This is a genomic window from Serratia sp. SCBI (assembly GCF_000747565.1).
Taxonomy (GTDB): Bacteria; Pseudomonadota; Gammaproteobacteria; order Enterobacterales; family Enterobacteriaceae; genus Serratia; species Serratia ureilytica.
In genome coordinates this window covers 3,309,578-3,332,916 of record NZ_CP003424.1, presented here as the reverse complement: position 1 = coordinate 3,332,916, position 23,339 = coordinate 3,309,578, and the positions used below count along the sequence as shown (strand labels likewise).

Here is a 23,339-nt window from a genome sequence, read left to right as displayed (position 1 = left end):
CGCGGCAAGCCGGCCGGCTTGCCGTCCTGGTGAAGCTTAAGCGTGTGTGACGTGTTTAAAGTAGCTGACGATCCCCTGCGTGATGGCGGTGGCGATTTTATTTCGGAATGCAGGGGTGCCCAGCAGCCTTTCTTCCTCGGGGTTGGTGATGAACGAGGTTTCCACCAATACCGAAGGAATGTACGGGGATTTCAACACCACGAAGGCCGCCTGTTCGGTATTTTTGGCATGCAAATGATGGATGGGCGCAATATGTTGGATCAGGTGCGAGCCCAGCGTCAGGCTTTCTTTGATGGTTTCCGTTTGTTCCAAATCAAACAGTATCTTCTGCAAATAGCGATCTTTCTTGATGACGTGGGGGCCGGCGAGATCGTCCGCCGCGTTTTCACTGTTCGATAAGTATTTCGCCATCGCGCTGCTGGCGCCCTTAGTGGAAAGCGCAAAGACCGAAGCGCCGCAGGCGCTGGGGCAGGTAAAGCCGTCGGCGTGAATCGACATGAAAAGATCCGCGCCATGCCGGTGCGCGATCTCCACCCGATCGTACAGCGGAATAAAAACGTCGCTGTCGCGCGTCAGGCGGGCATCGATGCCGTGTCGATCGAGCTGCGCCCGCACATTTCTGGCGATCGCCAGAACGACATGTTTTTCCAGCGAACCGGTGTGGCCAATGGCGCCGGAGTCGATGCCGCCATGGCCGGGATCCAACATGACCAGGAATCGTTTTCGCGCACCCTGAGGGCCCGCCTGTTTTTTGGGGCGTGGCAAGCCGTGGGCGCTAGCCAGCGGAGAAACGGCGCTATTGAGCGCCAGAGCCGCCAGCCCGGCCAGCATCATTCTGCGGCGGGACAAGCGCGTGTTCAAAAGGTCCTTCTTAGCCATAAGGTTAACCCGCATAAAGGGAAGGTTGATTTGTTATAACATAACAATTTATGCCGGCATCATCGTTGTCTGTTAGCGCCTGTTACTTTTAATGTCATTCTATAAATAAACCGGTTTTTTATACCGAGTATGGTTATTTAATTGGGTATTTATATTGTGATTTATTTGTATTGCATTTGTTAATTCTTATTTTGAAACACTATGCAATCCAATATTTCAAATGAGATTTATTACCATCCAGTAATGATATGTTATAACGTAATTACAAAAATTGATAAAAACGGCGTCTTTGCCGCCGGCATGCCGGCATAAAGACACCCACGTTTTTGGAGCGTTAACATGACTTTTAAACACCAGGAAAAAGAGACGCTAAATCTATTCGCGGTTCTCGCCGTCTCGTTAAGCACGGTCATCGCCATGCTCGACAGCACCATCGCCAACGTAGCGCTGCCGGTGATCGCGAAAGATTTCGCCGTTTCCGAATCGGCTTCCATCATGATTATCAATGCCTACCAGTTTGCCGTCGTCGCGTCGTTGATGCCCTTTGCGGCGCTGGGCAGAGCGGTGGGCAATAAAAAAATCTTTATGGCCGGGGTGGTGCTGTTTGCTTTCTCCTCGTTGGGTTGCGCGCTTTCCGACACGCTGGCGATGCTGACGGCGTTCCGAGTGATACAGGGCTTCGGCGCGGCGGCGGTGCTCAGCGTCAATGCGGCGCTGATCAAGGAGATCTACCCGGCAAGGCTGCTGGGGCGCGGCCTGGGGATTAACGTGATGGTGGTGTCGGTTTCCGCCGCCGCCGGGCCGTCCATCGCCTCGGCGATACTTTCTCAAACGAGCTGGAACTGGCTGTTCACCATCAATGTTCCCATCGCCTGCCTGTCGCTGCTGCTGAGCATGATATTTCTGGGCTCCCGCGAGCGGCGCAGCGTTGGCTTCGACAGCGGGGGCGCCCTGTTGGTGTTTGTGCTGTTTATCGCTTTCTCGCTCAGCACGATGAGCATGACCACCCGCCATCTGCCGGCGGCGGCGCTGAGCTTTGCGGTATTCGCCGGACTGGCCGGGTGGCTGTACATCAATCAGAAAAGAAAGGCCAACGCCGCGCTGATCCCGGTCGCGATGCTGCATAACCCGACGCTGTCATTGTCTTTGCTGATGTCGATGCTGTCTTACAGCACCCAGCTTTTGGCTTTTGTATCGCTGCCTTTTTATTTCCACAATGTCCTGCAAAGAAACGTGGTGGAAATCGGTCTGCTGCTGACCGCCTGGCCGCTGGCCACCATGGTGTCGTCGTTGATTTCCGGCGATTTGACCAAGAAATACGATCCCAATCTTGTCGCCCTGTCAGGCCTCGCCTGCTTGTTGGCCGGCATGCTGCTGATGGCCAACCTGCCGGCCGATCCGTCGAATGGGGCGATCGTATGGCGTGTGGCGCTGTGCGGCATCGGTTTCGGCCTGTTTCAATCACCGAACAACCTGCTGATCATGACTTCGGTCTCTCATGAAAACAGCAGCATCGCCAGCGGTTTGTTGGGCAGTTCCCGGTTGATCGGGCAAATCGTCGGTTCGGCGTTAGTGGCGATTTTCTTCAATATGCGCGGCGCGCAAGCGACGACTATCAGCTTAATGGCGGGGGCGGCGTTCTCGTTTCTCTCTCTGGCCGTGAGCTATATGCGCTTCAAGTCCGCCGTTACGTTAAAAACCAGCAAATAAGCACGTTCGAGGTTTCCCATGCGATTCATCCACCTGGTGCCGCTCATTATCGGGATGGCGGCGTTTTCTCTCAGCGGCTGCTCGACCTACCACGACGTGGCGCTGCAACAAAAAGAGGCGGGGCTCAATAGCCCGTATTATCTGTTGCAGCCGCCGGTGTATGTCGGCGATCGGCTGAAATACGGCCTGAAGGACGGCAGCGGCGGCGAGCTGACGGTTGCGAAGGTTGAACCGAAAGACATCGTTGCCGACAGCGGAAAAATCATTCCCCTGTCGCAACTCTCTTTCCTGCAGCGAAAAGAGATTTCCGAAGGAAAAACCGCCGCGTTGGTCGGCGGCGGCGCGGTCGCCACCGCGGCGATCGTTTTCGTTGCCGGGATCACCATCATGGCTGCCGGCATCGCCGCCTCGGCCTGACACCGCTCATCGACGCGCGCCATTGCGCGTGCGCGCAGGAGGCCTCATGGCCGTAAAACTGACATTCATCGCCACCGCCTTGCTGGCGATAGCCGCTTTGCCGATGCTGCCTTGCGCCGGCGCCAGCCAGCCGGAAGCGTTTGCGCTGCCGCAGAGCGCGGCGGCGCAAACGCTGCCCGGCAGCTACCCGCGGATCGTCATCACCGGCAACTGCCCCTTCGGCGTGATCCTGGCCAACGAGGCGGCCTATCGGCACGTCGTCGGCGTCGGCCCCTGGGCATTCATGCATGCCGATATGCATGTGTTGAAAGACATGAAGCCTGACATCGGCAGGATCACGTCCGATTTCATCAATAAGGACTATCGGGTCAACATGGAGTCGTTAATGAATCTGCGGCCCGACATCATTTATTACTACGGCAAAAGCCAGGACGATCGGCTGGAAAGGGCGGGCGTGATGACGGTCGATCTGGACGCCGGCGGGAAGACCAAATACCAGCCGATGGTCACCCAGGTGTATTGGGAAAATACCTTCGCCGACACCCTCGGACTGCCGCGCACGCATAAATTCAAAGACGCCTGGGAAAGGACCCTGAAGCAGATCCGCCCCTATGCCGCAGCCATCCGCGCGCAGCACGTCAGGGCGTTATATCTGGAAGAAAGCGACGGCAGGCAACTGAAGGTGAGCGGCCCGCACACCTACGGCGACACCTATCTGAAAATGGCCGGCATGGATAACGTCGCCGGGGATTTGCCGGTGAAGGGCGATGCCGGCAGGTACATCAACGTGTCGATGGAGCAGATCATGGCCTGGGATCCGGATGTGATTTTCGTGGTGTTCGGCAGCGCAAAAGCGCTGCTGCACGGGGGGATCCCCGGCCAGGCGTGGGAGACGCTCAGGGCGGTGAAAAACGGCAAGGTTTTCTCGACGCCGGTGGGCATTCACAACTGGGGGGGCCTGTCGGCGGAAACGTCACTGTTGCCGCTGTTCATGATCAACCGATACGCGCCCGAAGACATTAGCGACAAGACGCTGCGGCAGGAGACGCGTCGTTATTATCAGACGATGTTCTCCTACGCGATCCCGGACCGGTTGCTGGATGAGGTGCTGGCGCAACGCTAGCGCCACGGTTGAATAGCGTTAATCCATTGGAGGAGCTTGGGGATGCCGGGCAGAGGAAAATATGCGGCGATCATGGCGGGATTGTTCATTTCGCTGTGTGCAGTCGCCTTCGCATCGCTGTTTGCCGGCCGCTACGCCTTGTCGGCCCATGATGTGGCGCAGATTTTATGGCAGGGGAACATGCCGGGGGAAAACCAGGCCCGCTATTCGGTGATTTTTAACCTGCGCGCGCCGCGGGTAGTGGCGGTGATGCTGGTGGGCGGCGGGTTGGCGGTCGCCGGCGCGACCTTTCAGGCGGTGCTGAAAAACGCATTGGCCAGCCCGGACGTGCTGGGCACGTCTTCCGCCTCCGCCTTTGGCGCTGCGCTGGGCATTCTATTGAGTTTGCCTTTTGCCCTGAGTTCGCTGCTGTCGTTTCTTTTCGGCGTGGTGAGCCTGTTGTTGGTGCTCGGCATCTGCCGCCTCAAACGCCGGCAGGATGCGCTCACCACGATTTTGTCCGGCATGATTATCGCGTCGCTGTTTATCGCGTTTGTCTCGGTCATAAAATATGTCGCCGATCCGCAGGATACCTTGCCGGCGATCGTCTTCTGGCTGATGGGCAGCTTCGCTTCGGTAGCGAAAGCGCAGGTTTATTGGCTGATCCCGCTGTTTGCGGCGTGTTACCTGACTATCTACCGGCTCAGGTGGAATATGAACATTCTCTCTCTTGGGGACGACGAGGCGCGCATCGCCGGTCTGAATCCGCCCCGGCTGAAGATCCTGTTGCTGATCGCCGCCTCTCTGCTGGTTTCCGCCTCGGTGAGCTTGGCCGGCGTGGTGGGGTGGGTCGGCTTGGTGATCCCGCATTTGGTGCGAAGCGTATTGGGGTATAACCACGGTCGCCTGATCCCGGCTTCGGCGCTGAGCGGGGCGCTGTTTTTGCTGGTGATCGACAATATCGCCAGAGGCGCCACCTACGCTGAAATCCCGATCGGCATCCTGACCGCGCTGATCGGCGCGCCGCTTTTCGCCCTCCTTTTTATTATGAGCAGCAAACATGATCACCGTTAGCCAGTTGACCCTGGGGTTCAAAGGGTGCGAGCCCATCCTCGACAACGTCAGTTTTCATCTGAAACGCGGTGAGATCCTCAGCGTGCTCGGGCCGAACGGCGCCGGTAAAACCACGCTGCTGAGACATATCGCGGGCCTGTGCCGGCCCCTGTCAGGCGTGTGCCAGATCGGCCGCATCGACAATCGGCCCGCCCGACTGGCCTATGTGCCGCAGGCAAAAACGCCGCATTTCGCGTATGGCGTGCTCGATTTTGTCACTTTCGGCTGCGCTCGCCAGGCGGGGTGGTTCGCCGGGCCGCGACGGCAAGATTTCGCCAAGGCGCAGGCGGTGTTGCACGCGCTGGAGATCGCGCCGCTGGCGCAGAAAAACATCAATCAGATCAGCGGCGGGGAACTGCAGATGTGTTATTTCGCCAAGGCGCTGGCGGCGGACCCCGACGTCATGATCCTCGACGAACCGGAGTCGAACCTGGATTTTTACAATCAGGCTAAAATGATCGAGATGCTCTGGCGCCTCGCCAAAGAGCGGCAGATGACGATCGTGCTGAATACGCATTTTCTGCATTACGCCGATCGCATCTCCGACAAGTGCCTGCTGATGAATAAGCGACAGTGCGTGTTTGGCGATAAAAACGCCTTGCTGCAAGAGGATATCCTGGAGCGCTACTTCCAGGTGCCGGTGAGAAAGTGCCGGTACGAATATGCCGGCGTCAGCGAAGAAACGTTCATTGTCGCGCTACGGCACCCCGCTTGAGCGCCGCCAGTGCGAGGGCGATTGAGGGATATCCCTCATTGCGGCCCCGCCGGCGGTTATTTAAGCTGAAAGAGAAATGCAACGGTGAATATGGAGATAATCATGACTGATTCAGTATCCAACGATCGTAATCCCACCCCGGATGTGGCGGAAGACAACGCGTTCTTCCCATCACCTTACTCCCTCAGCCAGTACACCTCGTCCAAAACCGACTTCACGGGCGCCAGCTACCCGAACGCCTATCGCGGCGGCAAGTGGAAGGTGCTGATGATCGCCTCGCAGGAGCGCTACCTGCTGATGCAAAACGGCAAGTTCTTCTCCACCGGCAACCATCCGGTCGAGATGCTGCTGCCGATGTATCACCTGGATCTGGCCGGTTTCGAGATCGACATCGCCACGCCGTCCGGCGATCCGGTGAAGCTGGAGATGTGGGCGTTCCCGCATGAAGACCCAGCGGTCAAGGCCACCTATGAGAAGTACCGCAGCCAACTCAAGCAGCCGAAAAAGCTGACGGAAGTCGTGAAGGATCTGGATGGCGGCAACTACCTTGGCGTTTTCATTCCCGGTGGCCACGGCGTGCTCAATGATATCCCGTTCAGTGAAGAGGTGAAAAAGACGCTGCACTGGGCCCATGACAACGATCGCTACGTGATCTCGCTGTGCCACGGGCCGGCCGGTTTGCTGGCGGCGGGCATTGGCGAGAGCAAAGACGATTTCCTCTATCGCGGCTATGAGATGTGCGTGTTCCCGGATGCTCTCGATACCGGCGCCAACATCGACATCGGCTATATCCCCGGCCCGATGCCCTGGCTGGTGGGCGAACGCCTGCGTGAGCTGGGCGTGAAGATCGTCAATGCCGACATCACCGGCAAGGTGCATAAAGATCGGCGCCTGCTGACCGGCGACAGCCCGCTGGCTTCCAACAACCTCGGCAAACTGGCGGCGGAGACGCTGCTGGCCGACGTCGCCGCGCGATGAGCGATGAGATCGCGCAGCGCGCTTTCCAGACGGCGTTGGCGATGGACCACGAGCGAACCCTGTCCGCCATTCAGGGGCGGGTTCGCGCCTTCGCCGCGCCGTTCGGCTTCGATCGTTTTGTGCTGTTTTCCGCTTCCGCCACGGCGGAGGCGGGGATCGAGCATATCTACTGGGTCGAGGGCGACTGGTTCGGCGAGGGGGAGGCGGTCGATGCGCTGACCTACGTGCGGCACTGCCCGGTGACTCGCCACATGCTGCGGGCCAGCGAGCCGTTCTTCTGGACCAAGACCCGGGCGCAGCAGGGAGAGCGCTACCGGATTGTGCGCACGCCGCGCGGCGCGGGCCTGCACGGCGTGCAAATCCCGGTGTTCGGCCCCGCCGGCCTGGAGGGTGCCGTCAGCCTGGGAGGCGAGCGCATCGACGCCTCGCCGCCGGTGCGGTTGGCGCTGTCGCTGGTGGGCACGGCGGCCTTTTTGGCGGCGCGGCGGTTGTTCGAACCGGCGGCCGGCAAAGAAGAAGGCCGGCTGTCGGCGCGCGAACGTGAGGTGCTGAGCTGGACCGCCATCGGCCGACGACAGGCGGATATCGCCGCGATGCTCGGCCTGTCTGAACGCACGGTGGAAAACCACCTGCGCCGCATTCGCCGGCGCCTTGGCGCCGCCACCACCGCGCAGGCGATCAGCGTGGCGATCCGCCTGGGCGAAATTGCCCCCGAGAGCCGTTAGCCTGCCGCCATTTGCCGCAGCAGCCACTCGCGCAGCGCAATGATATCGGGGCGCTGCGCGGTCTCCTCGGTGGCCACCAGATAGTAGTTGGCGCCGGGTAACGCCATCTCGAACGGCGCGGCCAGCACGCCGCGCTGCAACAAATCGCGCGCCAGCAGCCGGCTGGCGAGCACCACCCCTGGCCGGCCACCGCCGCCTGCAGCGCATGGGTTTCGTCGCTGAAGGTCAGCCCGGCTTCCACGTTCAACTCTTCCGGCCCGTAGCGCCGCCGCCAGTTCTCCCAGGTCGGCGAGTCGGCGGGCACCTGCCGATGCGCCACGTGAAACAGCGTCACCCGCTGTAAATCCTCGATGTGCGCCAGCGCCAGCGCCGGGCTGGCGACCACGATAAAGCGATCCTCATGCAGCAGGGTGCAGTGCAGATCGCTTTCCGGCGTTTCACGGTAGCGGATGGCGACGTCCACGGTGCGCTGGCTGAGATCCACCCGCTCGACGCTGGTGTGCAGGCGCAGATCGATGGCGGGAAACTCCGCCTTGAAATCCGCCAGGCGCGGCACCAGCCAGTGGGTGAGAAAATTGGAGGTGGTGGTGACGGTCAGCGCCGGCGGCTGCCGGGCGCGGGTGATTTGGGCGACGGACTGTTCCAGCGCGGCAAAGGCGCGCTGGGTGCCGGCATATAGGATCTCGCCGGTCTCGGTCAGGCTGACGCCCTGCGCGCTGCGCTCGCACACCCGGCATTCCAGCACCGATTCCAGCAGCTTGATCTGGTGGCTGACCGCCGTCGCGCTGACGCCCAGCGCCTCGGCGGCCAGTTTGAAGCTGCGGCAGCCGGCCACGGCGTGGAAAGCGCGCAGCGCGCCCAGCGGCGGCAAACGGGGTTTTCTCATGGCTGAGTTATTCTCATCTAAGGCTGAAAACTATGAGTTTGTCTGACCGATTATACAAGAGATAGGCTACTGACATGTGAACAGGGAAATGAATTTATTTCATCATTTCCACCCTATCGGGAGTGAGCGATGAGCCTTTCTATCAACAACGGCGCCCTGGGCGCCATGACACACACGGGAACGGCGGCGAGCGCCCTGGCGCTCAGCGTGCCGGTGGCGGCGGGCGCTTTGCTGCTGGAGGCGGAGAGCCTGCAGGGCATCGGCGCGACCCTGATGCTGCTGACGGCATTGGCGCTGGCGTTTCTCGGCGGCGCCGCACTGGCCCGCTGGCAGCCGCTGCGGAACCGGCCTGCGCTGGCGATTCTCCGCCACGGTTTTTTGCTGGCGGCGGCGGGATGGCTATTGACGCTGCTGATGCTGTTCGGCGGCCATGACTGGCCGGCTCTGCTGGCGGGCATCGCCCTCGGCGGCCTGGGGCAGGGCGTTGCCTACCGCACGGCGGTGGAGGAGAAAGCGGTGTTCGCCGTGGCGTGCAGGCTGGCGACGGTGGTGACTATCGTGGCCGTAGTGATTGCCGCTTCGCTGGTGCAAACCTACGCCGCGCCGGGCGTGAGGGGGAGCTGTTTCGCGCTGGCGTTGCTGGTCGATCTGGCGTTGCTGGGGGCGTTGCTGGCGCGGGTGGCGGAGCGGGATGGGGCCTGAGCCGTCGCGCTGCAGGTAAACAACCCGCCGGTAAACCGGCGGGCTTCGCTTAGGCGGCCGCCAGTTCTTGCGGCGTAACGGTTTGCAAACCGACAAGCTGAATGGCCGGCTGCTCCAGATTGATGCCAAAGTATCCTTGATCCCAATTGTAGATATTGACGACGTGCTGATTGAGCGCGCTTTCGCCCTGCATAAATATCGACAGATCCTGCGTATGGGTTTGCGCGTTGTAGTTCAGTGAGAAGCTGCTGTTTGATCCTTCGGCGCCGAAGGCCAGCAGGTGGTTGTCGATAGACAGGGAGGAGGCCTGTAAAAAGCCCAGCTCGAAGCTGTCGTCGATGTAGATATTGTGGGTCTGCTTCACGGGAATATTCAGCAGGCTGTTGGGGAAAGGCACATCGTTGGACAGCATGCTCAGGTTCACGCCGAGATAATCCTGCGGCGCGCTCCCTCCCGGCGCAGTGGTATAACCGTGCTCGAAACGAATCTCGCTGGAGCCTTTGCCCAGGTTGACCTCCAGGCCGTTGGCCGGCGTCAGCACCCGATCGTTAAAGGTGACGTTGTCCTTAAAGTCGGTCAGTTTCACCGCTTCGATGTTGTACAGCCCGTCCTTAAAGCCATACAGCCCGATGCCGTTTTTCTCGATCACCCCGCGTCCGCCGTAGCTGCCCTGGGCGTCAAACTTCAGGTTTACCCCGTGCGACAGGCTGGAATAATCGACCGTATCGTGGCCGCTGCCGCCGTCGATCACCGTCCAGCCGTAGTTGCCGGCGTTGTTTTGCCAGCCGCGCGGCACGCTGATGGTGTCGTCGCCGCTGCCGGTGTTAACGGCGATATTGCCGAACGCCAGCGTGAAATCGTCGTCATGCAGCGTACCGACGCGGTACAGATTCGGCGTGGACAGCACGTCGGCAATGTCGTTGAAAATCGCCGAGCCGATATCCAGCTTGCCGGGAATGAGGCTGCCGCCGCCGGTCACGCTGCTGCCGTAGGATTCGGTGTAGAAATCACGCGCCGCTTCGGCGGCGAGGCGGATGGTCTCGTGGCCAATGCCCAGGGTGGTCAAATAGGTGGGCACTTCGCCCGCCAGCAGCGTTTCAACCACGTAACTGAGGTTTTTCATTTGCATGGAGACCTGCGCCGCGGCAATCAGATCGTAAGTCCCGCCTTCCACCTTAAAGGCCGAGGTGTCGTTGGTCGCCACCCATTCGGTAAAGAACGAGGTATCGCCTAAATAAGAGAACAGCGTGGTGCCGGCCCAGGGGAATAGTTGGGGGCGCCGGTCGAGGAGGCATCGGTGAACACTTCGGACGCCGCCGCGCCGGCGTCGATCAGGCCGACCTCGTGAATGTCCGGCACTTTGGCGCTGGTGGGCGGGGCATCCGGCAGCGGTGCGTTGGGATCGCTGCTCAGATCGACGCCAAACAGCGTTTTGGCGAAGTTTTTGGCGATGTTGTCGGAGGCATTCTGAATGCGCGCCTCCCAGTCATCGGGCACATGCCCGGTGCGCAGCTCATACTGCAGCTTGGTTTGGTCGCGAATGTAATGGGCAAACGCCCCCTGATTCGAGTTCACGCCATAGGCGCCTTTGATCCAGGTATACACCGCGATATCCACGCCCTCAATGGGTTGGTTGGCATGGTTGGGATCGGTGAGCGCATCGACGGAGGCGGCATACACGGCCGGCCAGTCGCCGGCTTTGGCGGCCTCCCAAATCGCTTGCAGTTTTTCTCGGTCGGTAATGACGTAAGCCATATAAACACTCCTTGTTGCTGAGAGATTGCTGTGAAATTCAACATGATGAATGGAAGCGCGCGATGGAATAAACCGAAACCCGAACAGCCAGAAACGCGCATGCCGCGATCTGCAGCGAACGATGGGCGGCAGGCGCCCATAGCGAAAGGATAGACGCAACTTGCTGAGCGAGAGAGATTGGCTTATCGATTGTTTTTTCAGGATTATTGCTGTAAATCGGCGGGTAAATCCGCGTATTGGCATCAGGAAGGCATTTCCGTCAGCTCGATTAGGAATCTTCTTAGATAAAAGAGTGGGTTTCGCTGGTGGGGACGCGCGTTGGCGTTATGGCGGTGATTGTGGTTACCGCTTTGTGGATTCACACCGACGGCAACGCAGGGGCTGCTTCTCTCTGGCGCTGCTGGAGTGTGGAATGGTGTGGGCGTGGAATGGGTGGGGAAATGCTGGAGTGGGTAATCTGACAGTCGGCTTTGTGCCACAAGCGGACGTTGCGCGGTATGTTAGTTATGATACGAAATGTTTGCGTAAAATTTTTTCTAATAGTGAAAAAATTACCGTAACCCTTTTTGGAGTAATCGTCTGATAAGGTCGATATAAATAAAATTGCCATTTCTCCTGTCGCAGTTCTGGCAGAGGTTTTATGAGTTGACCATTTGCTAAGTACTCTCTACAGATAAAATCGCTGGACTGTACAACCGTTTTGCCAGCCAAAGCGGCCTGAATTTCTACGTATGGATCCGTAGTGTAAAATTCAATATGACGAGGAGAAAAAGTATTCACCGCGTCACTCATAAATTCAAAGATTTTTCCCGTTTCAGGATTAAGTAAACCGCTGAATGGATAACGTTGCCGAAGATCTTCTAAATCCGTTGGCGCTCCTAGGCGCGCAACGAGTTCTGGGGATGCAACCAAAATATGTTCCACCTGCGTGATATTTTTAATGATAAAGTTTGGATTAGGTTCTCGCCCGACGCGTATACCTATATCAATACGATGCTCGACAGTATCAAGTTTCCTTATATCTAAACGCCAGTCGATAAATAATTCAGGATATGGGCGTAGCGCAGTCAATAGTTCATATAACACTTGTTCATGCTTTGGAAATCGAAGAGACGTGATACGGACAATGCCCTTCATTTCATTATCATCTTTCGCCGTCTGAAATAGTTTTTCTGAATCCTCTAGCAGTCGCCTGGCTTGAGGTAAAAAATGCTCGCCAAAACTTGTGAGAAAGATCGAGCGAGTATTGCGTCTGAAAAGAGGTTCATCAAGCTGTTTCTCCAGCTCAGCGATTGTTCGTGTTACAACCGATGGTGAAACCGAAAGCTTTATAGAGGCTTCGCGGAAGTTGAGGGTCTCAGCGGCGATGATAAAAAACTTCAGAGCATCAAGTTTGTTCATGATTGTTGTGAAAATTGCAGTAATGTTTTTTGATATTAGCAATTAATTTGCAATTATTCCAGGCATATAATCAAATTATCAAGCAAGTAACCTATCGTATCTTTTTATCAGAACTTAGAAGAGTAACTTATGGCAATACAACCCGTAGAATTAGACAAAGCCTATCGTTTATTGCAGGTCGGGCCAACGACGATGATATCGGCTAAAAATAATGGTATTGAAAATGTCATGGCAGCTGCCTGGGTGGGATTAGTAGGCAATAACAAAGTGATGGCCTTTATAGGTTCACAGGCATTTACACGCGGCCTTGTCGAAAGAAGTGGATATTACGTTGTCCAGATCCCAGTAGTAAATCAGATGGAAATGGTTTTATATGCTGGCGGTCACAGTTATTCTGACACACCCGATAAAAATAATAAAATCCCACTTTTTTATCAGAAAGAGTTCGATCTGCCTTTAGTTGAAGGTTGCGCTGGCTGGCTAGTCTGTAAGGTTATACCCAATGAAGAAAATGAAAAGCAGCACAACTTGTTCATGGGTGAAATTGTCGGAGCATGGAGTGATGACCGCGTTTTCAGGAATGGGCACTGGATTTTTGATGATGCGCCTGATGAATTACGTACTGTCCATTACGTGGCTGGCGGACAGTTTTACGCCATTGGAAAAGGTACAAAATTTAATTATGGTCCGGGAAAAGACTAATCCTTACTTCTGTATAAGTGTAGCCATATAACATGGCTACATAGAGGTAGGAGCATAAAAATCAACCAGCTTAAGATGTCCGCTCCTCGCTCATAGCGGACTATCGTTCGCCTGACCAAATAAGCCTCAGTGCGATGAAACAAATACCGACGCAGGCTGTGCGGGCGGAATGGCGAAGTGACGCTGCATGCGTTTTATCTCCTCTGCCGGTGGCAGGCCAAACAGACGCTTGAATTCGCGGTTAAATTGCGATGGGCTTTCATAGCCAACGGCGTAACTCGCGGCGGCGGCGGTGATTTGTTGGCGTACCATCAGCATCCGTGCCTGGTGCAGGCGTACCGATTTCACATACTGCATTGGCGGCATCTGCGTTATCGCTTTGAAATGGCTATGAAAGGTCGGCACGCTCATGCCGGCCCTCATCGCCAGCTGCGTCAGCGTTAACGGCTCCGCGTAAGCGGCATGGATGTGCTGCAACGCTTTACCGATTTTGCCAAACTGCCCCTGCAAGGCCAGCGCGGTACGCATCGCGTTGCCCTGTGCGCCTGTCAGCACGCGGAAATAAAGCTCACGCACCCGCGCCGGGCCGAGGATCGCCGCCTCAAGCGGGTGGTCAGGACTTCCAGTAAGTGAAGAACGGCCATTTTTACCCTGTCGTCCATGGGGCTCGACATCATGCTTTGCGGCGCGACGGGAGGATGCGGGGCGCCATGCTGTTCAATCTGCAACATCAGTTCAGCGGCAAGCTGAAAATCCAGATGCATATAAATCGCCAGCAGCGGATGTGCTGCCGACGCGTCGGTTTCCATCACAAACGGCACCGGCACCGAAACCGCCAGGTAGTGCTGCTCATCATATAAATAGGTCTGTTGACCGAAATAGCCGCGTTTGCTGCCCTGGCAGACGATCACGATCCCCGGATCGTAAAGCACCGGCGTTCTGGCAAGCGGGCGATCGGAACGCAAAATTCGCACATCAGGTAGGGCAGTGAGGTTGTATCCCTCTTGCACCGCAAGTCTATTCATCAGGGCAATCATGTCGGACATCCCACCACCTCATAAAATCAGGCAAGAAAAAGAGAAGATACGGCCTAAAAATGCGGCAGAACAGAGAATACCATGCAACCTTCTTGGTTCATGGGAGTTCTTTTTATGGCATCTGCAAAAACGATTTTAATCACCGGCGTCAGCAGTGGCTTTGGCCAGGCGCTCGCGCGGGAAGCCCTCGCCGTAGGGCATCGGGTTGTAGGAACGGTGCGCAACAGCGAAGCACTGCAGGCTTTCGGCGCGCTCGATGCGCAGCGGGCTTTTGGCTATCTGCTTGATGTCACAGACGTTGAGCGTATTGGTGAGGTGGTTGGAGAGATTGAGTCCGCCGTCGGTCCGATTGATGTGTTGGTGAACAATGCCGGTTACGGCCATGAAGGCATTCTGGAAGAATCCCCGCTTGCAGAGCTGCGCCGCCAGTTTGACGTCAATGTGTTTGGCGCGGTGGCGATGATCAAGGCCGTGCTACCGGGCATGCGCCAGCGCCGTCGCGGCCACATTATCAATATCACCTCAATGGGCAGTTTCATTACCTTGCCCGGTATCAGTTATTACTGTGGCAGCAAATTTGCACTGGAAGGGATATCAGAAGCCTTAAGTAAAGAGCTTGCCCCGTTCAATATACACGTGACCGCAGTGGCGCCGGGCTCGTTTCGAACGGACTGGGCCGGGCGTTCAATGGTACGCAGCCCTCGTCGTCTCCCGGACTATGACGCTTTATTTGAACCTGTTCGTCAGGCGCGTCAGGAAAAAAGCGGCAAGCAACTCGGCGATCCGGTTAAGGCGGCTCACGCCATGCTGGCATTGATCGAGAGCCGGAAGCCACCCACGCATCTGTTGTTAGGCAGTGACGCATTAAGTTTGGTGCGGCAAAAGCTCGAGGCATTAGGCAAGGAAATTGAACAGTGGGAGAAACTTACCCGTTCAACGGATGGCTGAACGGTTTCGGGTAGGTAGTGTGTAGGGGATCATCGATGATGACCTTCCAACAGCAAAAAGCCCGCTTAAGTTTCCTTAAGCGGGCTTCTCTAAATATGGCTCCTCTGACTGGACTCGAACCAGTGACATACGGATTAACAGTCCGCCGTTCTACCGACTGAACTACAGAGGAATCGTGTGAACGGGGCGAATAATAGCGAGGCGCCGTCGGCATGTCAAAGGCGGATTACACATTCTGTGACTGTTTGCTTACAGAATGCGCAACCCGTTGAGTTTTTTGGCAGATTTAGCCCTCGGGCGCTCGCTGCAAGCGCAGCTGATAGCGGTAAACGCCGGCGGTGAGCAGGTAATCCCGGTGCACGCTCGGGCTCCAGGAATCGTCGCCACCCACCCCCATGTGGAAGCCGTCCAGATGCAGCCAGGTGCCTGCTTCCGGCTGCAGCAGATGCTGGTGGCTGCAGGCCATCAGCTGTTGCAGGCCGTAGCGGCTGAGCGAGAAGTGGAAGCGGCCGTCGATGCGCCAGCCGCCGTAGCGCAGGCTGCGGGTGTCGCAGCGCAAGCCATTCTCGCCGGGGAAAATATATGGCGTGTGCAGATCCGCCAGCGGCAGGCGCCAGCGCCCGTATTGCGCGGCCAGGCGGCGATCCGGGTAGTTCTCGTGCGGGCCCAGGCCCAGCCATTCCACCTGCGGCTGCACCGTCGCCAGTTGGCAGTTCAGGCCGATGCGCGCCGGCGGCGGCAGGGCGTCGGCCACCTCGACCTCCACGTTCACGCACACCGCGCCCAGCGCGTCGAACAGCCACTGCTTGCGGCTAATCAGCAAAATCTGCCCGTCCACGCCGAACTGGTGTTCGCTCACCACCCGCACGCCGTTTTGCAGCGCATCGGCCTGCAACTGCGTGCAGCGCTCTTCCAGCCGGTACAGGCCCGCCAGCTTCCAGCGTTCGACCCAGGCGTTGGGATCGATATGGTCCGCTTCGCTGACGCCGATGTCGTTATCGATCGGCGCGCGCGCAAAACCGTCGCGCAGCGGCGCCAGCAGCTGCGGCTGCTGGTTCTGCCACCACTGCGTCAGGTGGCCGCTGCTGCGCTCGAAGCGCCAACGCTGGTCGCCGTGGGTGAGCGTCAGCCCTTCATCATCTTCAATCAGCATTGGCGGCACGCCCTGCGCCGGCGGCGGCGCGGGATGCAGCGCGCGCGGCACCCGCCACTGATCCCAGGCGCAGCGGTGGTGCGCTTCAGACCAATCGGTGGCCTGCGGTTGCACCACTTCCACGTTCAGCCACAGCTCGCCGGGCTGATGCAGCATCGGCAGGCGGTCGAGCAGGGTGAAGCTAGCACTGCCCTGCGGCGGCAGCGCCAGATCGAGGCTGCCGCTGGCGCGCTCCACGCCGTCCAGCTCCAGCCGCCAGTTGAGCTGTTCGTTGTCGGTGTGGCGGAACAGGTAATCGCTGGTGACGGTCAGCGTCAGCGAGGCGGCGTCGAAGGCGAAGCGGAACAGCTGCTGCGCCCGCTGCGCTTCGAACAGCGCCGGATGCGGGGTGCGATCCGCGAACACCAGCCCGTTCAGGCAGAACTGGCGATCGTTGGGGGTGTCGCCGAAGTCGCCGCCGTAGGCCCAGAACTCTTCGCCGCGATCGTCGCGTTTGATCAGCGCCTGATCGACCCAGTCCCAGACAAAGCCGCCCTGCAGGCGCGGATGTGCATGGAACGCGCGCCAGTAGCGCTCGAAACCGCCGAAACTGTTGCCCATCGCGTGGGCGTATTCGCACAGGATCAGCGGGCGCGGCTCCTCCGGCAGGCCGATCCACTTGCCGATCGCCCATTTGGGCACCGCCGGGAACGGCTGATCCTGATCCACTCGCGCATACATCGGGCAGATGATGTCGGTGGCGGCGGTGTCGGCGCCGCCGCCTTCATATTGCACCGGGCGGGTCGGATCCTGGCTTTTCACCCAGCGGTACAGCGCGTCGTGGTTCGCGCCGTGGCCGGACTCGTTGCCCAGCGACCAGATAATGATGCAAGGGTGGTTGCGATCGCGTTGCACCATGCGGGTGACGCGCTCGCTCATCGCCGGCAGCCACAGTGGATCGTCAGCCAGGCGGTTCATCGGCTGCATGCCGTGGGTCTCGATATTGGCTTCGTCCACCACGTACAGCCCGTAGCGGTCGCACAACCGGTACCACAGCGGGTGGTTGGGGTAATGCGAACAGCGCACCGCGTTGAAGTTGTGCTGCTTCATCAGCAGGATGTCGTGGCGCATCGTCGCCTCGTCCATCACCTGGCCGTGGCGCGGATGATGCTCGTGGCGGTTAACGCCGCGGATCAGCAGCGGCTGCCCGTTGAGCTTCAATAGCCCGCCGCTGATCTCTACCTGGCGGAAGCCGACGTCATAGGCCTCCACCTCGATAATCTCCCCTTCGGGCGAGAGCAGGGCGACGGTGGCGCGATACAGCGCGGGCGTTTCGGCGCTCCACAGCGCCGGGCGTTCCACCGGCAGCCGCAACGTGACGCGATCGTCATAGGCGCCGCGCTCGTCCACGATCTCGCTGCCGAGCGGCTGGGTGCGTTCGGCCACTCGCGCGCCGTCGCGCCACAGCTGAATCTGCACCTGCAGCGGGCCGGGCCGGCTGGCGCGCGCCGTCACCACCAGTTCGCCGCGGGTAAAGCGGTCATGCAGCGGCGTGGTGATGCGCACATCGCTCAGGTGCGCGGCGGGTTTGTGCAGCAGGCTGACGTCGCGGAAGATGCCGCTCATGCGCCACATGTCCTGATCTTCCAGATAGCTGCCGTCGCACCAGCGCAGCACCATCACCGCCAGCCGGTTTTCACCCGGCCGCAGCCACGGGCTGAGATCGAACTCCGCCGGCAGGCGGCTGTCCTGCGAATAGCCGACCCAGTGGCCGTTGCACCATAAATAGAACGCCGAGTTGACGCCGTCGAAGATGACGCGCGTCTGGCCGGCGGCCAGCCAGGCCGGATCGACGCTGAAGGCGCGCGAGTAGCAGCCGGTCGGGTTGTCTTCCGGCACGCGCGGCGGATCGACCGGGAACGGGTAGCGCACGTTGGTGTAGATCGGCGCGTCGTAGCCGGCGAGCTGCCAGTTGCCCGGCACCGCCAGCGGGGCGGCGTCCGGCAGATCCTGCTGCAGCCAGCTCTCCGGCGCGGCCTCTGGGCGCGGGAAATAGCTGAAGCGCCACTCGCCGTTCAGCGATCGGCGGCTGACGCTGGGGGCGTCGTCGCGCGCGTCTTCCACCGTGCGCCAGCTGGCGAACGGCGGGTGGGTCTCCAGCCGGCGGTAGTGGGTGCAGGCGGGGTTTTGCCAGTCACGGCGGGCGAGGATCTCGGTCAGGGAAGCTAGGGGCGCAGCAGGCATCGGCGATCGTCCAGTCGGCTAGGTGATGCTCACCAAGATGCTGACCGGCGCATAAAAAGTAAAGCGGTTACATGCAACCTTGCAAGGGCGATCAAATAACCGTTAATGCGGCTCGCCGGCGCGATAGATCCGCTGTGGGCGGCCTACCTTGCCGTAAATGATCTCGGCGCGCAGCTGCTGCGCGGCGGTGCAAAACTCCAGATAACGGCGCGCGGTGGTGCGGCTGAGCCCCATTTTTTGCGCAACGCTTTCAGCGGTGTGCCGCGCGGCGGGTTCGGCGAACAGCGCGCGGACCTTACCCAGCGTCAGCTCGTCGATGCCGGAGGGCAGCGCCGCCTGCTGCTCGCCGCGGGCGTAGGTATTGAACATCTCGTCGATGCGGCGCTGGTTGAGGCGCGCTTTGTCCTTTAACGCTTCGCGGCGCTGGCTGAAGCGCAGCAGCGTCTGGCTCAGCCGGTCATAGGCCAGCGGTTTGATCAGGTAGTCGAACACGCCGTAGCGCAACGCCTCGGCCACGGTGGCCATGTCGCTGGCGGCAGTGATGAACACGATGCCGCCGCGATACCCGCTCAGCGTCAGTTCGCGCAGCAGGGTGATGCCCTGGCCGTCCGGCAGAAAGTTGTCCAGCAGGATCAGATCCGGCTTGAAGCGTTCGGTCATGGCGCGCGCCTGCGCCAGCGTGCCGGCCAGCCAAATCTGGCGGCAGCCGCCGTTCTGGCGGATAAACTCCGCGTGCATCTCCGCCAGCGGCGTTTCGTCTTCAACGATCAGGATGTTCAGCCATTCCATAGTGCGACCCGTAATTGCAATAAAAATGCTAAGTGAATGTAAGTGAATTGCGGCGCCAAATAAAGATTATCTCAATAATAAACACCATAAGATTAATTAAGCAAATAAAGAACATTAAATAACTTATTAACCGGGATCGGTTTGTGAAATAGGTCAATAATCCGCGTTTTTTTTCTGCTTACCATGGGTTTATCGAACGAGAGGATGATTTTATCTTCATGGTTTTTAAGGTTTTAATTGCCATTTTTGATGTTAATTAAAATGCCTTTTTGTATTTCATTTGTTGTTTGTCAGTTAACCCAGAGAGCGTGTTATGTTAGGCGATGCCGTATTTAATCGGGTAAAGCGATCGGATCATAAAGCGATTTCGGAAATAAGCGCCTTCTTGCGCAGTAACGATCTGAATATCGATACCACGGTTGAAATATTTATTACCGTTACCCAGCACGACAAATTGGTCGCCTGCGGCGGCATCGCCGACAATATTATCAAATGCGTCGCCATCAGCCCGCTGATGCGCGGCGAAGGGTTGGCGCTGGCGCTGGCGACCGAGCTGGTGAACCTGGCTTACGAGCGCCATCACACCCAGCTGTTTATCTACACCAAGGTGCAGAACGAGCCGCTGTTCCGCCAGTGCGGTTTCTACCCGATCGCCACCGTGCCGGGCATCGTGGTGCTGATGGAAAACAGCCCGTGCCGCCTGAAGCGCTACGCCGCCCAACTGGCGAGCCAACGTCGGCCGGGCGACACCATCGGCAGCATCGTGATGAACGCCAACCCCTTTACCCGCGGGCACCAGTATCTGGTGCGTCAGGCGGCCAAGCGCTGCGACTGGCTGCACCTGTTTCTGGTGAAGGAAAACACCTCGCGCTTCAGCTATGAAGATCGGCGCCGGCTGGTGCTGGCCGGCACCGCCGACATCCCCAACCTCACGGTACACGAAGGCTCGCAGTACGTGATCTCGCGCGCCACCTTCCCCTGTTACTTCATCAAGGACCAGGGCGTGGCCGACGACTGTTACACCGAAATCGATCTGAAGATCTTCCGCCAGTATCTGGCGCCCGCGCTGGGCATCACCCACCGCTTCGTCGGCAACGAGCCGTTCTGCGCGGTGACCGCGAAGTACAACCGCGACATGCGCTACTGGCTGGAAACGCCGGCGCTGCCCAGCCCGCCGATCGCGCTGGTGGAAATCGAGCGTTTGCAATATCAGGGCACGGCGATCTCCGCCTCCTGGGTGCGCAAGCTGCTGGCGGCGGGGGACTTTCACGCCGCCGCGCCGCTGGTGCCGCCGGACACCCTGTACTACCTGCAGGATCTGCAAACGCAGCGCCGGGCCAAGGCGGCCCCGCATCCTTTTGAGTCCGCACAATCAGGTGAATGATGAAAATTATCCGAGAAGCAATGGCCGGCACGCTGGAATCCAGCGATGTCATGGTGCGCATCGCGCCCGCCGAGGGGCCGCAGCACGATCTGTTGATCGCCAGCAGCGTGGAAAAACAGTTCGGCGCGGCGATCCGCCGCACCCTGCTGGAGGTGCTGCAGCGTTATGAGGTGGAGCCGGTGCAGGTGATCGTCGACGACAAAGGGGCGCTGGACTGCGTGCTGCGCGCCCGGCTGGAAACCGCGCTGATGCGCGCCTGCGAGGGCGGCCAACTGCCGTGGGAGGCGAAAGATGAAAACGCTGAATAAAACCCGGCTGCGCCGCAGCATGCTGTTCGTTCCCGGCGCTAACGCGGCGATGGTCAGCAACGCCTTTATCTATCAGGCCGATGCGCTGATGTTCGATCTGGAAGACTCGGTGATCCTGCGTGAAAAAGACGCGGCGCGCCGGCTGGTGTACCACGCGCTGCAGCACCCGCTGTACCAGGAGGTGGAAACCATCGTGCGCGTCAATGCGCTCGATTCCGCCTACGGCCTGGCGGACTTGCAGGCGGTGGTGCGCGGCGGCGCGGACATCGTGCGCCTGCCGAAGACCGACAGCGCGCAGGACGTTGTCGACATGGAGCGCGAGATCGCCGCCATCGAGGCGGCCTGCGGCCGGCCGGTCGGCAGCACCGGGCTGCTGGCGGCGATCGAATCGGCGCAGGGTATCACCAACGCGGTGGCGATCGCGCACGCTTCGCCGCGGCTTATCGGCATCGCGCTGGGGGCGGAAGACTATGTGCGCAACCTGCGCACCGAACGCTCGCCGGAGGGCATTGAGCTGCTGTTCGCCCGCTGCTCGCTGCTGCAGGCGGCGCGCGCCGCCGGCATTCAGGCGTTCGACACCGTCTACTCCGACGCCAACAACGAGACCGGCTTCCTGCAGGAAGCGGCGCTGATCAAACAGCTCGGCTTCGACGGCAAATCGCTGATCAACCCGCGCCAGATTGAGCTACTGCACAACCTGTACGCGCCGACCGCCAAAGAGGTGGCGCACGCGCAGCGGGTGGTGGACGCCGCCGAAGCGGCGGAGCGGGAAGGGCGCGGCGTGGTGTCGCTCAACGGAAAAATGGTCGACAGCCCGGTGATTGAACGCGCCCGGCTGGTGCTGGAGCGCGCCGCGCTGTCCGGCTTACGGGAAGAACCGGCGCAGCACGGGGAGGAAGCATGATGAACCGCCAACAACGATTGATGACCTTCGCCAACCCGGCGGATCTGCCGGGTTATCAGGACGTGTCCAAAGCCAACCTGCAGGCGCGTAAACCGCGCGATCTCAAGCTGTGCGACTCCTTGCAGGAAGCGGTGCGCCGCAGCGGGCTGCAGGACGGCATGACCATCTCGTTCCACCATGCGTTTCGCGGCGGCGATCTGGCGCTCAATCAGGTGATGGAGACGCTGGCGGCGATGGGGTTCCGCAACCTGACGCTGGCCTCCAGCTCGCTGACCGACTGCCATGCGCCGTTGGTTGAGCATATCCGCCACGGCGTGGTGAGCCGCATTTACACCTCCGGGCTGCGCGGCCCGTTGGCGGACGCCGTTTCGCGCGGCCTGCTGGCGGAGCCGGTGCAAATTCACTCGCACGGCGGCCGGGTCAATCTGATCGAATCCGGCGAGCTGAAGATAGACGTGGCCTTCCTCGGCGTGCCGGCCTGCGATGAGTTCGGCAACGCCAACGGCTACAGCGGTGAAGCCTGCTGCGGCTCGCTCGGCTATGCGCGGGTGGACGCCGAGGCGGCGGGCACCGTGGTGTTGCTGACCGAGCAACTGGTGCCGTATCCGCATCATCCCGCCAGCCTGGCGCAGGATCGGGTGGATCTGATCGTGCAGTTGGAGCGGGTGGGCGACGCCGACAAGATCGGTGCCGACGCCACGCGCATGACCTCGAACCCGCGCGAGCTGTTGATCGCCCGCCGCGCCGCCGAGGTGATCGCCGGTTCCGGCTACTTCACCGAAGGGTTCTCGCTGCAAACCGGCACCGGCGGCGCCTCGCTGGCGGTGACCCGGTTCCTGGAGGACAAGATGCGCGCCCGCGGCATTCGCGCCGCGTTCGCCCTCGGCGGCATCACCTCGACCATGGTGGATCTGCACGAGAAAGGGTTGATCGGCAAGCTGCTGGACGTGCAGAGCTTCGATCGGGCGGCGGCGACCTCGCTGGCGCGCAACCCGCGCCATATCGAAATCAGCGCCAATCAGTACGCCAACTTCAGCTCCAAGGGCGCGTCGGTCGATCGGCTCGACGTGGTGGTGCTGAGCGCGCTGGAAATCGACACCGGCTTCAACGTTAACGTGCTGACCGGCTCCGACGGCGTGCTGCGCGGCGCGTCTGGCGGCCACTGCGACACCGCCGCCGCCGCGCGGCTGGCGATCATCGTCGCGCCGTTGGTGCGCGGGCGCATCCCGACGCTGGTGGAGCAGGTGACCACCTGCGTCACGCCGGGCTCCAGCATCGACATTCTGGTGACCGACCACGGCATCGCCGTCAACCCGGCGCGGCCGGAGCTGGCGCAGCGCCTGCGGGAGGCCGGGCTCGAGGTGGTGAGCATCGACTGGCTGCGCGCCCGCGCGCTGCAGCTGACCGGCGAACCGCAGCCGATCGCGTTTACCGACAAGGTGGTGGCGGTGGTGCGCTACCGCGACGGCTCGGTGATCGACGTGGTGCATCAGGTGGCGGAGTAAACG

The 23,339-nt window shown here is 59.9% G+C and carries 21 protein-coding genes, 1 tRNA gene and 1 pseudogene; 14 read left to right on the top strand and 9 right to left on the bottom strand.

Annotated elements, in window-relative coordinates; genetic code table 11:
* Positions 1-36: 36 nt before the first annotated feature.
* Positions 37-879, bottom strand: a complete 843-nt coding sequence (gene amiA, locus SERRSCBI_RS15640) for an N-acetylmuramoyl-L-alanine amidase AmiA (RefSeq protein WP_033643732.1) — start codon at positions 877-879, stop codon at positions 37-39.
* A 339-nt stretch (positions 880-1,218) separates the two neighbouring features.
* Here amiA and SERRSCBI_RS15635 point away from each other — a divergent pair, with 339 nt between their 5' ends.
* The 7 genes from SERRSCBI_RS15635 (at position 1,219) to SERRSCBI_RS15605 (ending at position 7,639) form a co-directional block, all read left to right on the top strand.
* Entirely contained in the window at positions 1,219-2,589 is a 1,371-nt protein-coding gene (locus tag SERRSCBI_RS15635) for an MFS transporter (protein ID WP_042785000.1), read from the top strand.
* Between the two features lie 18 nt (positions 2,590-2,607).
* A complete protein-coding gene (locus SERRSCBI_RS15630; protein ID WP_223524788.1) occupies positions 2,608-3,006 on the top strand; it encodes a hypothetical protein in 399 nt (132 codons plus the stop codon).
* A gap of 46 nt (positions 3,007-3,052) precedes the next feature.
* The gene (locus SERRSCBI_RS15625) at positions 3,053-4,129 is read left to right on the top strand and encodes an ABC transporter substrate-binding protein (protein ID WP_232230718.1); all 1,077 of its coding nucleotides are present in this window, start codon (positions 3,053-3,055) and stop codon (positions 4,127-4,129) included.
* Between the two features lie 42 nt (positions 4,130-4,171).
* Positions 4,172-5,182, top strand: a complete 1,011-nt coding sequence (locus SERRSCBI_RS15620; protein ID WP_042784999.1) for an iron ABC transporter permease — start codon at positions 4,172-4,174, stop codon at positions 5,180-5,182.
* Positions 5,169-5,936 carry an ABC transporter ATP-binding protein gene (locus SERRSCBI_RS15615; protein WP_042784998.1) on the top strand — a complete coding sequence of 256 codons (768 nt, stop codon included), beginning with the start codon at positions 5,169-5,171 and terminating at the stop codon, positions 5,934-5,936. Before SERRSCBI_RS15620 ends, SERRSCBI_RS15615 begins: the two co-directional genes overlap by 14 nt.
* Positions 5,937-6,038: 102 nt before the next feature.
* Complete coding sequence (hchA, locus tag SERRSCBI_RS15610) at positions 6,039-6,914, top strand: glyoxalase III HchA (protein WP_033643728.1); 876 nt, start codon at positions 6,039-6,041, stop codon at positions 6,912-6,914.
* On the top strand, positions 6,911-7,639 hold the full coding sequence (locus tag SERRSCBI_RS15605) for a PA1136 family autoinducer-binding transcriptional regulator (protein ID WP_042784996.1): 729 nt from the start codon (positions 6,911-6,913) through the stop codon (positions 7,637-7,639). The genes hchA and SERRSCBI_RS15605 overlap by 4 nt, the downstream gene beginning before the upstream one ends.
* Here the strand turns inward: SERRSCBI_RS15605 and SERRSCBI_RS15600 are convergent.
* Positions 7,593-8,525, bottom strand: a complete 933-nt coding sequence (locus SERRSCBI_RS15600) for a LysR substrate-binding domain-containing protein (RefSeq protein ID WP_232230717.1) — start codon at positions 8,523-8,525, stop codon at positions 7,593-7,595. The genes SERRSCBI_RS15605 and SERRSCBI_RS15600 overlap by 47 nt on opposite strands.
* Positions 8,526-8,654: 129 nt before the next feature.
* On the opposite strand from SERRSCBI_RS15600, the gene SERRSCBI_RS15595 reads away from it, so the two are divergent.
* The gene (locus tag SERRSCBI_RS15595) at positions 8,655-9,227 is read left to right on the top strand and encodes a hypothetical protein (RefSeq protein ID WP_042784995.1); all 573 of its coding nucleotides are present in this window, start codon (positions 8,655-8,657) and stop codon (positions 9,225-9,227) included.
* Between the two features lie 49 nt (positions 9,228-9,276).
* Here the strand turns inward: SERRSCBI_RS15595 and SERRSCBI_RS15590 are convergent, their stop codons facing one another.
* The 3 genes from SERRSCBI_RS15590 to SERRSCBI_RS24255 all read right to left on the bottom strand — a co-directional run bounded on the left by SERRSCBI_RS15590 (position 9,277) and on the right by SERRSCBI_RS24255 (position 12,383).
* Entirely contained in the window at positions 9,277-10,431 is a 1,155-nt protein-coding gene (locus SERRSCBI_RS15590; protein ID WP_232230716.1) for a hypothetical protein, read from the bottom strand.
* 26 nt (positions 10,432-10,457) lie between these two features.
* Positions 10,458-10,982 carry a hypothetical protein gene (locus tag SERRSCBI_RS25155; RefSeq protein ID WP_232230715.1) on the bottom strand — a complete coding sequence of 175 codons (525 nt, stop codon included), beginning with the start codon at positions 10,980-10,982 and terminating at the stop codon, positions 10,458-10,460.
* 504 nt (positions 10,983-11,486) lie between these two features.
* Positions 11,487-12,383 (bottom strand): LysR family transcriptional regulator, encoded by an 897-nt coding sequence (locus SERRSCBI_RS24255; protein ID WP_071883593.1) that lies wholly within the window; start codon positions 12,381-12,383, stop codon positions 11,487-11,489.
* A gap of 129 nt (positions 12,384-12,512) precedes the next feature.
* Between SERRSCBI_RS24255 and SERRSCBI_RS15585 the strand changes: the two genes are divergently transcribed.
* A complete protein-coding gene (locus tag SERRSCBI_RS15585) occupies positions 12,513-13,085 on the top strand; it encodes a flavin reductase family protein (RefSeq protein WP_042784994.1) in 573 nt (190 codons plus the stop codon).
* 126 nt (positions 13,086-13,211) lie between these two features.
* On the opposite strand, the pseudogene SERRSCBI_RS15580 reads toward SERRSCBI_RS15585, so the two are convergent.
* Positions 13,212-14,131 (bottom strand): annotated as a pseudogene (locus tag SERRSCBI_RS15580) (AraC family transcriptional regulator N-terminal domain-containing protein).
* Positions 14,132-14,236: 105 nt separating this feature from the next.
* Between SERRSCBI_RS15580 and SERRSCBI_RS15575 the strand changes: the two are divergent.
* Positions 14,237-15,070: an oxidoreductase gene (locus SERRSCBI_RS15575; RefSeq protein ID WP_042785752.1), complete on the top strand. Its 834-nt coding sequence runs from the start codon at positions 14,237-14,239 to the stop codon at positions 15,068-15,070.
* Positions 15,071-15,166: 96 nt separating this feature from the next.
* Here the strand turns inward: SERRSCBI_RS15575 and SERRSCBI_RS15570 are convergent.
* From SERRSCBI_RS15570 to dpiA, 3 genes are all read right to left on the bottom strand, one after another.
* Positions 15,167-15,242: transfer RNA gene (locus SERRSCBI_RS15570), tRNA-Asn, on the bottom strand.
* Between the two features lie 114 nt (positions 15,243-15,356).
* Positions 15,357-18,446, bottom strand: a complete 3,090-nt coding sequence (locus SERRSCBI_RS15565) for a beta-galactosidase (protein WP_042784993.1) — start codon at positions 18,444-18,446, stop codon at positions 15,357-15,359.
* Between the two features lie 102 nt (positions 18,447-18,548).
* Entirely contained in the window at positions 18,549-19,235 is a 687-nt protein-coding gene (dpiA, locus tag SERRSCBI_RS15560; protein WP_042784992.1) for a two-component response regulator DpiA, read from the bottom strand.
* Positions 19,236-19,548: 313 nt separating this feature from the next.
* Between dpiA and citC the strand changes: the two genes are divergently transcribed.
* The 4 genes from citC to citF are packed head-to-tail and all read left to right on the top strand — an operon-like array spanning position 19,549 to position 23,336.
* The gene (citC, locus tag SERRSCBI_RS15555; protein WP_004940809.1) at positions 19,549-20,619 is read left to right on the top strand and encodes a [citrate (pro-3S)-lyase] ligase; all 1,071 of its coding nucleotides are present in this window, start codon (positions 19,549-19,551) and stop codon (positions 20,617-20,619) included.
* Positions 20,619-20,927: a citrate lyase acyl carrier protein gene (citD, locus tag SERRSCBI_RS15550; protein ID WP_004940811.1), complete on the top strand. Its 309-nt coding sequence runs from the start codon at positions 20,619-20,621 to the stop codon at positions 20,925-20,927. The genes citC and citD overlap by 1 nt, the downstream gene beginning before the upstream one ends.
* A complete protein-coding gene (gene citE, locus SERRSCBI_RS15545) occupies positions 20,911-21,831 on the top strand; it encodes a citrate (pro-3S)-lyase subunit beta (protein ID WP_042784990.1) in 921 nt (306 codons plus the stop codon). The genes citD and citE overlap by 17 nt, the downstream gene beginning before the upstream one ends.
* Positions 21,831-23,336, top strand: coding sequence for a citrate lyase subunit alpha (gene citF / locus SERRSCBI_RS15540; RefSeq protein ID WP_028130661.1), 1,506 nt, complete (start codon positions 21,831-21,833; stop codon positions 23,334-23,336). The genes citE and citF overlap by 1 nt, the downstream gene beginning before the upstream one ends.
* Positions 23,337-23,339: the final 3 nt, after the last annotated feature.